The organism is Bernardetia aquimarina, from assembly GCF_042180575.1.
In the GTDB taxonomy this organism is placed as follows: Bacteria; Bacteroidota; Bacteroidia; order Cytophagales; family Bernardetiaceae; genus Bernardetia.
Genome location: NZ_CP170094.1, coordinates 911,100 through 925,987 on the forward strand (window position 1 = coordinate 911,100; position 14,888 = coordinate 925,987).

General features: G+C 30.7%; 12 protein-coding genes. 5 read left to right on the forward strand and 7 right to left on the reverse strand.

Features of this window, described 5'->3' with window-relative positions:
- Positions 1–163 precede the first annotated feature (163 nt).
- The 4 genes from lepA to ACE193_RS03800 form a co-directional block, all read right to left on the reverse strand.
- Positions 164–1,960: a translation elongation factor 4 gene (lepA, locus tag ACE193_RS03785; protein ID WP_375561682.1), complete on the reverse strand. Its 1,797-nt coding sequence runs from the start codon at positions 1,958–1,960 to the stop codon at positions 164–166.
- 180 nt (positions 1,961–2,140) lie between these two features.
- Positions 2,141–2,767 (reverse strand): hypothetical protein, encoded by a 627-nt coding sequence (locus tag ACE193_RS03790; RefSeq protein ID WP_375561683.1) that lies wholly within the window; start codon positions 2,765–2,767, stop codon positions 2,141–2,143.
- A gap of 29 nt (positions 2,768–2,796) precedes the next feature.
- Positions 2,797–4,839 carry a transglutaminase domain-containing protein gene (locus ACE193_RS03795; protein ID WP_375561684.1) on the reverse strand — a complete coding sequence of 681 codons (2,043 nt, stop codon included), beginning with the start codon at positions 4,837–4,839 and terminating at the stop codon, positions 2,797–2,799.
- A 201-nt stretch (positions 4,840–5,040) separates the two neighbouring features.
- Complete coding sequence (locus tag ACE193_RS03800) at positions 5,041–5,877, reverse strand: hypothetical protein (protein ID WP_375561685.1); 837 nt, start codon at positions 5,875–5,877, stop codon at positions 5,041–5,043.
- Between the two features lie 108 nt (positions 5,878–5,985).
- On the opposite strand from ACE193_RS03800, the gene ACE193_RS03805 reads away from it, so the two are divergent.
- Positions 5,986–6,870, forward strand: coding sequence for a cytochrome-c peroxidase (locus tag ACE193_RS03805; protein ID WP_375561686.1), 885 nt, complete (start codon positions 5,986–5,988; stop codon positions 6,868–6,870).
- Between the two features lie 235 nt (positions 6,871–7,105).
- Here the strand turns inward: ACE193_RS03805 and ACE193_RS03810 are convergent, their stop codons facing one another.
- Positions 7,106–8,185: an acyltransferase family protein gene (locus ACE193_RS03810; protein WP_375561687.1), complete on the reverse strand. Its 1,080-nt coding sequence runs from the start codon at positions 8,183–8,185 to the stop codon at positions 7,106–7,108.
- A gap of 282 nt (positions 8,186–8,467) precedes the next feature.
- Between ACE193_RS03810 and ACE193_RS03815 the strand changes: the two genes are divergently transcribed.
- Positions 8,468–8,866 carry a group III truncated hemoglobin gene (locus ACE193_RS03815; RefSeq protein ID WP_375561688.1) on the forward strand — a complete coding sequence of 133 codons (399 nt, stop codon included), beginning with the start codon at positions 8,468–8,470 and terminating at the stop codon, positions 8,864–8,866.
- Positions 8,867–9,114: 248 nt separating this feature from the next.
- Here ACE193_RS03815 and ACE193_RS03820 read toward each other — a convergent pair whose 3' ends face one another.
- Entirely contained in the window at positions 9,115–11,094 is a 1,980-nt protein-coding gene (locus ACE193_RS03820; RefSeq protein ID WP_375561689.1) for an AAA domain-containing protein, read from the reverse strand.
- A gap of 452 nt (positions 11,095–11,546) precedes the next feature.
- On the opposite strand from ACE193_RS03820, the gene ACE193_RS03825 reads away from it, so the two are divergent.
- From ACE193_RS03825 to ACE193_RS03835, 3 genes are read left to right on the forward strand one after another with little or no spacing between them, the layout of a single operon-like run.
- Positions 11,547–12,233 (forward strand): hypothetical protein, encoded by a 687-nt coding sequence (locus tag ACE193_RS03825; RefSeq protein ID WP_375561690.1) that lies wholly within the window; start codon positions 11,547–11,549, stop codon positions 12,231–12,233.
- A gap of 14 nt (positions 12,234–12,247) precedes the next feature.
- A complete protein-coding gene (locus tag ACE193_RS03830; protein ID WP_375561691.1) occupies positions 12,248–13,186 on the forward strand; it encodes an energy transducer TonB in 939 nt (312 codons plus the stop codon).
- Between the two features lie 13 nt (positions 13,187–13,199).
- Entirely contained in the window at positions 13,200–13,700 is a 501-nt protein-coding gene (locus ACE193_RS03835) for a nitrous oxide reductase accessory protein NosL (protein WP_375561692.1), read from the forward strand.
- Between the two features lies 1 nt (position 13,701).
- On the opposite strand, the gene ACE193_RS03840 is transcribed toward ACE193_RS03835, so the two are convergent.
- The gene (locus ACE193_RS03840; RefSeq protein ID WP_375561693.1) at positions 13,702–14,766 is read right to left on the reverse strand and encodes a glycosyltransferase family 2 protein; all 1,065 of its coding nucleotides are present in this window, start codon (positions 14,764–14,766) and stop codon (positions 13,702–13,704) included.
- Between the last annotated feature and the right edge of the window lie 122 nt (positions 14,767–14,888).

The following is a 14,888-nucleotide window of genomic DNA, read 5'->3' on the forward strand; positions in this document are numbered from 1 at the left end:
CTTCAATACGCTTATCCAAAACAGGATAATCAATAATGATTGTGTTTTCTCAAATTTAATAAACTTCTACCAAAACAAAAAAGCAACTCCAAAAAAATGAAATTGCTTTTTTACTAAAAACGAATTTGAAATTAACTGATTACTATTTACTGGTAACTAATTTCTAGTTATTAATTTTCAAAACAGCCATAAATGCTTCTTGTGGCACTTCTACCGAACCAATCTGACGCATACGTTTTTTACCTTTTTTCTGTTTTTCTAGTAGTTTTCTTTTACGAGAAATATCTCCACCATAACATTTTGCAATTACGTTTTTACGAAGTGCTGAAATAGTTTCTCTAGCAATTACTTTCGCTCCAATAGCTGCTTGAATAGCAATTTCAAACTGCTGACGAGGAAGCAATGTTTTTAAATTTTCACAGAGGCGTTTTCCCCACTCATACGCTTTATCTCGGTGTACAATGGCAGAAAGAGCATCAACAGGTTCGCCATTAAGCATTACATCTAGCTTAACCATATTTGACTGACGAAGACCAATAAGTTCATAATCAAAGGAAGCATAACCACGAGATACCGTTTTGAGTCTATCATAAAAATCAAATACAATCTCTGCAAGTGGCATCTCAAAAGTCATTTCTACACGGTCAGGAGTCAAATATGATTGATTGAGTAAAATACCACGATTATCCATACAAATTTTGATAACTTGTCCAATATAATCCGATTTCGTAATAATAGCTGCTCTAATAAATGGCTCTTCTACCTTCTCTAAAAACCCTGGGTCTGGCATTTCGGAAGGTGCGCTGACATTGAAAACGCCTTCTTTTTTGGTTGTAACTTGAAAACGAACAGAAGGAACAGTCATAATAACTGTCATATCAAATTCTCTTTCCAAACGCTCTTGTACAATTTCCATGTGAAGCATTCCTAAGAATCCACAACGGAAACCAAAACCTAAGGCTGCCGAAGTTTCAGGTTCCCAAATAAGAGCAGAATCATTGAGTTGAAGTTTTTCCATAGAGGCACGAAGTTCTTCAAACTCTGTTGTATCTACTGGGTAAATTCCTGCAAAAACCATTGGTTTTACATTCTCAAAACCCTCAATCATTTTCTTACACGGCTTGGCTATGTGCGTAATTGTATCTCCTACTTTTACCTCTTTGGCTTGTTTGATTCCAGAAATAAGATAACCTACATTTCCAGCTTTTATTTCTTTTTGTGGCTTTTGTTCTAACCCTAAAATTCCAATTTCATCGGCTTCATATTCTTTTCCTGTTGCCATAAATTTTACTTTATCGCCTTTTTTGATTGTGCCGTTCATCACTCTAAAAATTACCTCAATTCCTCTGTACGTATTGTATTCAGAATCAAAAATAAGTGCTTGAAGTTCTTCATCAGGGTTTCCAACAGGTGCAGGAATGCGTTTCACAATCGCATCTAAAATCTCTGTAATGCCTATTCCTTCTTTTGCCGAAGCAGAAATAATATCTTCACGTTCACAACTAATCAAATTCATAATTTCATCTGCCACGACTTCGGGTTGTGCGCTTGGCAAATCAATTTTATTCATCACAGGAATAATTGTCAAATCATTTCCCAAAGCCAAATAAAGGTTTGAAATAGTCTGAGCCTCAATACCTTGTGCTGCATCTACAATCAATAAAGCACCTTCACAAGCAGCAATCGAACGAGAAACCTCATACGAAAAATCTACGTGTCCTGGAGTATCGATAAGATTCAGCGTATATTCTTCTTTCGTTTCAGGGTCTATATAATTCATCTGAATAGCGTGACTTTTTATCGTAATTCCACGCTCACGTTCCAAATCCATATCATCCAAAACTTGCGCCTGCATTTGGCGTTCGGTAATGGTGTTTGTGGTTTGGAGAAGACGATCGGCAAGCGTACTTTTTCCGTGGTCAATGTGTGCAATGATGCAAAAATTTCTGATGTTTTTCATACGTTGTTCTATATAGATTATTCCCTTTATATAATTACTGGGCTAGAAGGCTTTTATTATTTTATTTCTCTTTTTATAATTGTCAGACACTTCTGAAAGTGTCTGACAATTATAACTACATTTTGAGCTTAAATTAATTAACAAAAATACAAAGAAAGATTGAGAATTAAAATAGCTTGGTTAATGGGAATGTTTTAGATGGACTTTAAAATAGCCTGTTACTTTATGGTCATAACAAAAATATTCGTAACCATAAATTATAGTTTCTTCTTTATTTGTCTTTACGCTATCTATAAAGTAATGATCTTGAATAAACTCTTCATATTCTAAAAAAAATTTCCCACTTTTATTTATCATTATACTTTTTGTAGGTTGAAAACAATGACTACTTGCTCCCCATGGAGTAAGCCAGTATTTTACAATAGCATCTAATTGATTATCATCATTCAAATCTATCATGTAAAACTCTGTTGTATCTGCTCTAACACAGATTGTTTCGTTGTACTCCGTTTGTTTTCCTACTAAATGACCTTCTATACAAACATTCTTTTTCTTAAAATGAGCATACAAATCATCAATTACCATTTGGCGAGAAACTGATTTTGGAGAATCTACTTTTTGTTTTTCTGATTTTATATAAATAGTTGTATCAAAAAGTGGTAATGTATCTTTTTCTACTTCGACAATTTCACTAGAGATTTGATTGATAGAATCTTTTGAAAAATTTTGAGAAGAAACTTCTGTTTTTGAGTTTTGAGAACACGAAAAACAAATTATAGATAGAAAAATGATAGTTATTTTTTTCATCATGGAATCTTTTTATTTTTATGAGAAAATTATTTTTTCTTCTTCTTTTTGAGCTTAGACTTTTTACTATTCTCTTCCTTTTTCTTAGCTCTCCATTCTTCATCTTCTCTAATACGTTCAGCAAAAACAAGCTTTGTTACTTCTTGTGCATGTATTTCTATTTTTTCTTTAAACTCTTCTTGTTCATTTAGTCTATCAAAAGGCAAACCTCCAGAAACGAAAATATCTTGTCTTACAACAAATTTATCATTCTTTTGCTCTACTAGACATTTGTAATAACCAAAGTCAGTTTTTATCTCAAATTCTTTTTCAAACTTATCAAAATCATCTTGAGTAAAATAGACTTTATCTTTGTCATAAGTTGCTGTAGTTGTTTGATTGATATAAGGCAAATCCCACAAACCAGTATATAAACTATCTTCCTCTCTTGAATCTACTCCACTTCCAAAACTAAATCTTTTACCACCTGAGCCTATAACTGTTATATAAAAATTTCTTTCAACAGAGTCTGGATAAAATGCTTTTTGACTAAGCACTAACGAATCTTGAGAAACTGAGTTATAGTATTTTTTATTTACAGTTGTACATATTAAATTTTCTTTTTTTGAATATTGGTCATAAGCTATATCTCTTAATGACTCTATGGCATAGTTATCTTCCTCAAAATCCAAAAAATCACTGTGAAATAGACTTCTAGAGTTTCCTTCTTTAAAATTAACACCTCTTTCAGTAAATTCTCCACTCAAAATAACTTTTCTAGTAATCGTATCTGAAAAAATATCATGAATTTCTATTTTTCCTTTTTTATTCAATGGCATATCTATCCATTCTATACTATCTTTATGAAGTGCAAGTCCTTTTTTAAAGTTGTCAATAGAATATGCTCCTATTTTATCTGTTTGTTTGAATGCTGTTGGGTCTAGTAGTATCTTTTTATCATTAAACGTAAATTGAACAATCACATGATTAAAACTATACATAGAAGGAACAGAATCTAACTGCGAAAAATATGTCGGACTATTTACCAAAACAGGGACAGCCTTAATTCCAGCACGTTTGAATAATTCGATAGCAATAAGTGATTTAGCCTTACAATCTCCTCTACTGCCTTGAATACACCAAGAAGGTTGATAACTTCGTATTAATCCATAATCTTGATATACGAGTGTATCTTGTACATAATTGATAATGTTTTGTATTTTGATAGAATCATTTTTGACATCTTCTGTTAATTGAATATATAATTTATCTATTGCTTTTATAGAAGTATCATCAGCTATAAACTGATTTGAAAAAGACCTTCCTACCTGCTCAAAATTATCATATTTTGACAGACAAATAAAAGAGGGCGATGCAAAACCTGTGGGAACTCTTCCTTTAAACGGAGTAATGGCAATTCCTTCTGCTATATATTCAAAATACCCTTCTTTTTTAGTTACATTTACTTTAGGAAAGCCATTATAAGTTTGGTAATTGAGAGTTTTTTTTGAAATAACTCGTAAATAAATATAGGTACTATCTTCAACACCCTGCAAAATGCCTTCCTCCATACTTACATCTGTACGCAAATATTTGTCTAATGAACTGACAGCATACATATCCTCTTCACTTACCTTATCAATAGTAAATTGTATATGCTTTTCAGCTTCCCATAATCTATTAGCAACATACTCTCTATTTTCAGCTTCATTCCAGTTGAGTTTTGTTGTAATATTTTCTTCTTTTCCATTTTTTATAAGTGAAATTGCAATAATTTTCTTGTCTGTATCTTTAGAAGAATAATTTATATGAATTTGTTGTTGATTTGTCCTAGTTACATCTTTACCTGTTTTAGAAATTACCTTCATAAACATCTCTTTTGTATCTAAATTTACTTGAATCTCACGATATACATCTTGAGAAAATCCGTGTTCATTCATTTTCTTTAAAGTATCTAATTTTTCATAAGGAACAGCTATTTCTTTAACCCAACTTGGTTTTGTAACAGTTGCAATTTCTTGTGAAAAAGATGGAAAGGAACTAAGAAATAGTAAAAATAATGAGATGGTTGGAATAATATTTATGTTCTTCAAGATTTCAAAAGTTAAGTAAGAAGATATGAGTATTTATTTTTCAATTACAAAAGTAACCTAATTTCTAACAGACGAATAACTAGCAGAAAACAATAGTATCATTTGCTTTTATGCTATCTCCAGTAACTCCGTCTTGCCTGCCAATTATGTGAGAATGATTTTGAGAATCTAATTTGTGACTATTCATTTTTTGAGAAAAATTTAATTATAAACATCTAACACATACGAATTTTCAACAACTAAAAACTTGGCTACATAATTTCGTTCTATGCTTTTTGCAAATCCATGCTCTTTTTGATTTTCTGTATATACTCTAACTGGTACAAATTGAGCTATCCAAACAAGTGCATATAAAAATGATTTTGTTTCTTCATAGTCTATTTTAGGAAATAAATAATAAATTACTTCTCCATTTTTGAGATAAATTATAAGTTTATTTTCCTTCTTGGTTTTAGAATAATTTATCTGTCTTATCTCATATATAGAATATATTTCATACTTTCTAAGTTCTATTCCTGTTTCTAAAATACGAATTGTATTTTTATCTATTCCTGTAATTTTTCTAATAGACTTAGCTTCCAAAAGGAAATTGTAGAGAGAAATTGAACCTATGATATTTCCTATAATTAGTGTTACAGAAAAGAAAGAAGTAATTGTGTTTGCTTTTATAGAACTTGGTAAAAGGTTATAAAAAAACAGTAATAACAGCCCTACAGAGATGGCAATAAAAAAACAAGACGTTTTTAATACAAACTCTGTAAAATCTTTTCTCAAATTATTAAATGTTTCAAAAATAAGCTTTACGCCTTTCTTTTTAGCTGTCAATTTAGGAATAGGCGAAGGAACAAAATCAAGTGTTTCAGACTGATTACAATGCGTTGAGTTCATATATTCCCAACTCTCTTTCAAAAAAACAGACTGGCAAGCAGCACAAAAAACAATAGTATCATTTGCTTTTATGCTATCTCCAGTTACTCCGTCTTGCCTGCCAATTATGTGAGAATGATTTTCTATATTTAGTGTATGAGAATACGACATAGTTTTACTTCTAGTTTAACGAAATTAATTTTTCTACTTGTATTGGTTTTTTCTTGCAAAAATAAAGAAAATCGGAATGAAATCTATACAATCATTTTGCCTTCTTATATGCCCTCTATCCCAGCAGCACCTTCTCAAAACTTTACTACAAAAGAAGGAGTAATTTTAGGCAAAATGCTTTTCTTTGATACAAAATTATCAAAAAACAATAGAGTTTCGTGTGCTACGTGTCATCATCCAAAATATTATTTTGCTGATAATTTGGAACGAAGTAATTTAGGAACAACAGGAAATAAACTTGCTCGCAATACACCAACACTTATAAATGTAGCCTATTCACAAAACGGACTTTTTTTAGATGGAGGAATAAAAAACCTTGAATCGCTCCCTGCTGCACCTCTTCAGCATCCAGACGAAATGGCAATGGATTTGAAAAAACTTCCTTTTTTATTACAAAAAGATACAACTTATTCTCGTTTATTTAGAAATGCTTTTGGAAATGATACCATTACAAATGCCTTGATTTTTAGAGCTTTAGCACAATATCAACGAACAATTATTTCTCCTTCTTCTCCCAACTCTGAGTTTAATTTTATAACAAAATGGGATAGTATAAAACAGAAAAAAACTGTATTTTCAGCAGTAGAATTAAAGGGACAAGTGCTTTTTGATAAACATTGTAACTCTTGTCATATTGCGCCTTTGTTTTCAGATTACAAATTTCATTTTGCTCATTTGGATACTATATTATATACTAAAAAAATAACAAATCCTATAAACTCTATTCTGAATAAAAGTGAGTTAGGAAGGCAACGAATTACAGAAAATGCTGATGATTATTTAAAATTTAAAACGCCAACTCTAAGACATATTTCCGAAACATATCCTTATTTACATAATGGAAGTGTAGATAATTTAGAATATTTTTTAAACGAAAATGATTTATCCGATGAAGAAAAAACAGCTTTATTGGCTTTTTTGAAATGTTTGTAATTTAAGAGCAAGGGATGGTCTTATTTTAGATATATTTTGAGATTGTTTTATTCCTATCAGACACTTTAACTTCGTTGAAGGCTAAAGCCGTTCAGAAGTGTCTGATAGTTTAGCTCTTTAACTGTACTGACACTTTTGAAAGTGTCTGACAGTTCGTTTTATTGATAATAACTTGTATCAAAAAGATTTTTAAAATATCACCAAGCTTATGTTACACTGTAATAGGAACAATAAATTATTTTAGTTTAAAAACTAATTTATCATTGTATTTTTTAGCTATCTTATAACCCATTTTGATAAACGGTTTTTCTATTACGTAATAAATAAATACAGCAAAAAGCAGAGATAAAGAAGTCATTATAAAATATCGAACTACAATATGTGTCAAATAATACGATCCAATTTTAGATAAAAACCAACTAAAATGAGGTTCTAAAACAATTACAAATACAAACCAATGACCAATATATAGACCATAAGAAATATCTCCCAAAAACAATAAAGGCTTACTTTCTAGTTTCTTTTGAAAATTAGGAGCAGACATAGCTAACATGAGCCATATCATGCACCCAAATGCGCCTACAAAAAAACCTAATTCGGTATGAGTTTCTGTAAAGTTTTTATGAGGAATAATTATAAAATGGATTTGCTCATAAGAACACAGAACAAGCCCTAAGAGAAACAACAAATATCTTTTTGTTTTACTCAACTTGATTTGTTTTACTTTTTCAAAATTTATTGCTAACAAGATACCTAAGAAAAAGTGTAGTATATATAGTTCAAAATCAAATACAAAATAATATATAAGTATTAAAATAAGAAGGAATTTTATTTTTCTAAAAGCTAAAATTAACAGAGATAAAAATATAAGAGACATTCTCATTTCTATTCGAATAGACCAAACAGGAGTAATTAAAGACCATTTTTTTAATATTAAGAGAGGAAGTTCTTCTAAGAAAGTAAGTAGTTCTACTTGGTTATACAAACAAGTCAGAATCAATACAAACCAATAACCTGGATAAAGTCTAAAAAATCGCTTTATTATAAACTCAGCATAAGACACTTCTTTATTTTCTTCATTAACATATTTGAGAGAAAGAACAAATCCACTCAAAACAAAAAACAGACAGACAGCATTATATCCATTAAAAACAATATTTAAAATGTGAGTAGGGATACTACTGTTAAAATAAGGATCTTTTGTGAAATCTAACCACATATTAGCATGAAAAATTACAACAGCTAAGGCTGCTAGTCCTCTAATACTATCTAAATATCCTATGCGACGGCTGGGGGAAGTCGTTGGTGTTGTCAATGTTTTTAATTAATAAGGTGGAATGATTAAATTTGAGACAAACTTTAATAAATGTTAGCACGATTAATTAAATAATGTTCGTTTTTTTATAGTGTATGATTTGTAAACTCTTACATTATAGAAAACAAGACTGTTTTGATTCTCAATAACTTTCTTATTATCAACCTTTTAGGCAACCATGGTAACATTTAATATCCCTTGAATCATTTTTTAAAACTCCTTACAAAACTATAAAAAAATTGTATCATAACTGTATTTTTAAAAAAACTCAATCAAAAACCTATGAAACCAATAACACAAAACCTTAAAAACGATATTCAGAATGAAGAAGACATCAAATTACTTGTTGATACTTTTTATGATAAAGTAAATCAAAGTCTGCTTTTATCGCCTATTTTTAACGATTTTGCTGGTGTACATTGGGAATCTCATTTACCTACCATGTATCGTTTTTGGAATGGAATTTTGTTTGGAGAAGGAGGCTATAAAGGAAATCCATTTGAAAAACACATTCCTCTTCCTATTAATGCTACTCATTTTGAAAACTGGATTTCTTTATTTATTGGAACAGTTGATGAGCTTTTTGAAGGAAATAAAGCTGATGAAGCCAAACAAAGAGCAAATTCTATCGCCTATATTTTTCAATCAAAATTAGAATATATGCACGGAAAGAAAAGTTAATTAAGATACTATTTTTTTAAAGCATAAGTTTTTGATATTCAATATGTTAAACCTGTAATTAACAATTAACTCATACTACTAGACATTTTATTAATTACTGTATAGGTCAGCCTCGTAGAGCAGACCGTTTATAGTCAATCCTGCTTGTTTTTAGTTTTATAGGTCTGCCCTTTGGGACTGACCTATTTATTTGAAAATGTCTAGTAGTATGCAATTAACTTTGCTGCTTTTGCAAGTCATAATCGTTTTTAAACCATATATTCCCAAGCACTTTTATAGGCTTCAATCATTTCGGCATAATCCAAAAAGTCTTTATAAAATTCATCAGAGCCTAAAGTAGCCGAATCTCCAAAAACTACAAGACGTTTTTTTGCTCGTGTAATGGCTACATTGAACCTACGCAAATCTTTTAAAAAACCAATTTCACCTTTTTCATTCGAACGAACTAAAGAAATATACATCACTTCTCTTTCTTGCCCTTGAAAACCATCAACAGTATGAATCGTAATTTGGCTAGAATAATTAGTCAAAAGGTCATTTTTTCGAATCAAATCACGCAATAAATAAACTTGTGCTTTGTAAGTAGAAAGAACACCCACCGAGAAATTATCAATAAATTGATTTGGGTTTTCTATTTCTTTAGTTTCTATTTTTTGTAGAATTTCCTCAAAAAGTCGTTCTAAATGAGAAACTACCAATTTTGCTTCTTCTGGATTATAACGACTCAAAGTTTCTTCATCTTGAATCTCTGAAAAACCACAACCTGCTGTATCTACAAATTCTACTGGTGCAAGATTTTCAAAAAGTATATGATGTTTGTTTGCTTCAAAAGCCTTTAAATTTCCTTTATAGAATTTTTGATTAGAAAACTCCATAATCTGCTCATTCATGCGATACTGAACACTCAACATGTGAGCTGATATAGGATGTTTTTTTATTATTTTTTCGAAAAGTGTGTTTTCTAAGCCTGACTTTGCAGCTTCAAAAGACTTTATTGTTGGTGGTAATTGTTGATGGTCGCCTGCCATTACTACTCGGTTTGCTTTCAGAATCGGAATCCAAGTTGCACCTTCCAAGGCCTGTGCAGCTTCATCAATAAAAAGTGTTGAAAAAGTACGATGATTGAGCATATAATTTGCCGAACCTGCCAATGTACACGCTAAAACCTGTGAATGCTCTAAGACATGTTTTGAAATATATTCTTCCAATTTTAGAGCATCTTGTTTTAATCTTTTGGCATCACGAAGCATGTGTTGGCGTTCGTTTCGTTCTTGTTTTCCAAAATGCCTTTTGAACTTCAATGCCTTTCTACGCATCTGTTCAGACTGTTTTAATAGATTTTTGTAATATTTGTAATCGGGGTGTTTTTCTATTTTCCCATCTAAAGTCAAGTGTTCTAACGTGTCGCTTACTCGTGCTGGATGTCCTAAACGAGTTACTTTTACATTTTGTGCATTTAGTTTTTCTGTCAGCCAATCGACAGCCGTATTACTTGGCGCACAAACCATAACTTGTCTTTCATTTTTTAGCGTTTCGACAATGGCAGCTACCAAAGTAGTTGTTTTTCCAGTTCCAGGAGGTCCATGAATGATAGCTATATCTTGAGCCTGTAAAATATTCTGAACAGCATTTTTTTGTGAATCATTTAGATTATTGAGTGAGTTGTCAAAATCTGAATAGCCATTTTGTCCTATTTCTTTTATTTCGTCAAATGTGGGTGCTTTTTCTCCTAAAAAAATCTCTCTAAACTCTGCCAAACGGTCATTTTTGGCATTTTTTACTTTTTCGATAGTATGATTCATTTCTCTGTATGTCGAATCATCAAAAGCCAAATAAACACCAATGCTATTATTTTGATTTTCCAAAAAATCTGGAAATTCATCATTATTGAGTGCAATTCGCATTCTATCATTTTCTACTTTACTAACAACACCATTTGTTTTGTCGCCTTCTAATCCATTTTTTTGCTCAAAAACAGTAACGATACTTCCTACATTAAGCTGATGAGGTTGTCCTTTGTCGTTTGTTCGTTCTATATCAATATTCCATCTTCCTCCTAGTCCTACAAATTCATCGTTTATTGCGATAGGAAACCAACACAAACCATCTTTTCGGCGTTTGATAAGTGGTGCTTGTACTATTTTGAGTTGATATTGGGCTGCATCTTCTCGCTTTTCTATTCGTAAAAGTTGTTGAAGGTGTGTGAGTTGTTGTTCTGAATTACTCATAATTAATAAAATCTATACTTTTATTGGTATAAAAAATACAGACTTGGATTTTTTGATATAAAAAAAATAGTTTTTTTGTTTTAGACTAACTTTCATTTTTACTAAAAAGTTTTGTCAGTAAAGATTAAAGTTTATGTAAAAAAAATAAAATGTGTACTCTATTAAAACTAATTTGATGAATCTAAATATTCTATTTTGTCGTGCTTTTTATTAGGACAACTTACAAAAAGACAGTATATTTGAACTAGCTAAATTAAGAATAATACAATACAACATAATGAGTATCAAAATTTATAATTTGACTTGGAAGTTTTCAAAAGTAATTAGTTATACTGACTTTTAATTCAAAATTATAATTTTATTCTGACTTTATTCTATACTTATCAAAAAAGTCAAACTGATACTTAATTATTTACCTATCCTTAGAATTAATTACATAAAAATAGTATTACGTGGAAAATCCGTTTTCATCAACTCCAGACCAAATACCTTCTACTTATTATCTTCAACTAACGGCAGCTTTTGTACGAGGAAAATTGGGTACACCTTCTGCTACTCAAACCTACTTCAAAAAACCTTTGGAAGATTTAATTCATGAAGAAAATCATGAGCTAGTTAAGTTAGGAGAAGAGAAAAAACTAGAATTAGATTTTTTAAAAAAAGAAAATCCAGCACCTTATTTAGACAAACTTTTTGGTGTATTACGTGGTGTTCAGCCCGACCAAGTACTAAATTTAGAAAAAAAACAAACTGATTTTGTTTGGCAATTAGTCGATGAGTTTCATTATCTGCCTACTATTGCGCTTTCTATGGACGAAAAGCAAGTCGATAGAATCAAAAATCTACACAAAGGAGGTTTTACGACACTTTCAACAAAAGAAAACCTTCCTTTTCCAAAACTTCAAGGCTATCCCAGTAATCAGTTTGATGTTGTTACGAGTACAGATGGTTTCGAAACTGAACAAGAATTAATGGAAGCCTTGCCTGAGCTAACTCGTATTACAAAACGTTTTATTATTCTAACTTTTCCAGAAAATTTTAATCAAAAACTTATTCGTGGATATTTAGAATCTCAAAATATATTACAATTTCGTGTCGAAAAACCTGAGGAATATTGTATTCTCATTGGTAGAAAATAAATTATTTAAAAATTATGAATTCATTTAATTTAAACTTTATAGCTATAAGTTGTATGGCTATTTTTTTTGTAACTGGATTTTCCAAAAACTATTCTTCGGATGTTGTTTCTGATTTGCCTTTAAAAAATTATAACCACTTAGTTTTGTCAGATAGTGCAAAATCAGACTCTACAAAAAAAGATAGTGCAAATGTAGCGCAACTTATAGAAGTAGGAAGCGAAAAAAATAAAACGACAGAAACAGAATTAAAACCTCAAAATGAGTTAGATAAATTTGCAGAAGATTCTATTTTTCTAATTACAGACAAACCAGTAGAATATATTGAGGGCAAAATGAGTTTGTTTTATAAATTTGTCGCTTATAATATCAATTATCCAGAAGAAGCAAGAAGGAAAAAACAGCAAGATAAAATTTATGTTCGTTTTGTAGTTAATAAAGATGGTTCGGTTTCGAAAGCAGAATCTGTAAGAGGAGAATACGATATTTTGAAACAAGAAGCTGAGCGAGTAGTCAGCCTTACCAAATGGATTCCTGCTCAAATAAATGGGCAAAATGTACGTAGTTTGATGACAATTCCGATTATTTTTAAATTAGATGTAGCTCAAACACAAACAAAAAAACAAAATACTGACGAAGAAGTAAATATTGCAGAAGTTGATGAAGTAGCTAATCATAAAGACGGACTAGACGGACTTTATAAACATATTTCTCAAAACCTTGACTATCCAAAATCAGCTAAAAAATTAGGAGAACAAGGAAAAGTAATTGTAGAATTTGTAGTAGAAACAGATGGAAGTCTTTCTGATTTTAAAGTTTTGCAAAGTGTAAGTACAGATTGTGATAATGAAGCCATACGAGTAATCAAAAGCACTTCTCCTTGGATTCCTGCTCAAAAAGATGGGCAAGCAGTCAAAACACGTATTTCTATGCCTCTTGTTTTCAAATTAGATTAAATAGTTTTATCAAATGCTTAAAATAAATAAACTCTCGTTATTTTTTATTGGAGTAATTTCAATGCTTTTTTCTTGTACAACGACTTCTAAAAAAGAAGAAAATACAGCCACAACTTCTGAAAAAACAGAAGAAAAATACGACTGGACAGACTGCCAAAACTGTGGAATGCCTACTAATGATTTTCCAAACTGGCAAGTTATGCTACAAGCAAATTCTGCAACTATCGCTTTTTGTGCGCCTCGTTGTATGATGATTCACTTAGCAGATTCTTCGAATAATATCGCTAATTCTATTGAAAAAATGGAAGTTACGGATTATTATACTACTCAAAAAATAGATGGAAAAACAGCTTTTTATGTAACAGGAAGCGACAAAACAAGTCCTATGGGAAAAGATTTTGTTCCCTTTTCTACAAAAGAAGAAGCAGAAAATTTTATGACAGAACACAACGGTAAAAAAATCTATTCTTTTGAAGAGATTAACAAAGATGTTGTTGTTTTGGAATTGAAGTAAATTACTTTTCTAATTCTTCATACGTTTTATTTTTCTTTACAAAATATTGCCAAACAATACTTTTATTATAGACAATCGAAGGAAGTTTTAATTTACCAAACTTTTTTTGATTGTCTTTTCTCTTTTTTAGGATAGAAGAAAGATTTTGATACATATAAAAATGCGCTTTTAGGATAGCTAATGTAAACTTTGGTTTTCCATCTAAAAGAAATTTAACTCCTGCTATTCCATCTAAAATCATTCTAAAATAGATTTTAAAGAATAGGTTTTTTGAAGGAAGATTTTTGAGTAAAAGTGTCAAACCATTTCTAAAATTAAGGTAGGTTTTTCTCTCGCTCATTGGATTTAGCGTTCCTCCTCCCAAATGAAAAACAATACTTTTAGGACAATAAACAATCTTTTTACCTGTATGATGAATGCGCCAACACAAATCTATTTCTTCCATGTGAGCAAAAAAATCTTTGTCTAAGCCTCCCAAATCGTGATAGACTTCTGCACGAATTGCCATTGTTGCCCCTGTCGCCCAAAAGATAGGAATTTGATTTTCATACTGACCTTTATCTTCTTCTAAGGCATCAAAAATTCGTCCTCTACAAAAAGGATAACCCAAATAATCAATCATTCCACCTGCTGCTCCTGCGTGTTCGAATAGATTTTTTTGAGCATGCATTCTTATTTTTGGCTGAATAGCTGAAATGATTTTTTCTGTATCGTGTTCAAAGATTTCTAAGATAGGATTGAGCCAGTTTTTGGTAACTTCTACATCAGAATTGAGCAAAATATAATACTCAAATTGATTGTCTTGATTCTGCTCTCCTTCTTTTTTAAGGATTTCTAAGGCTTGATTATATCCTTCTGCAAAACCATGATTTTGAGATAATTCTATTCTTCTAAGTTGTGGGTAATTTGACTCTAAATAGTCAATAGAATTATCAGTAGAAGCATTATCAGCAATGATTATTTCTGTAAAATCATTCGTGCTATGCTCAATAACAGAAGGTAAAAAAACTGGAAATAATTTTTCACCATTATAATTTAGAATAACGACAGCTATTTTTGAATTCAATTTTTTATGATTATTATGTCGTTGGTGGGGACACCAACCTTTAGGTTTGTAGTAGATAAAATAGATGTAATTTCTTATCTTGTATTTAAGAATTCATCTAGCAGATAGAGAACCTATATCCA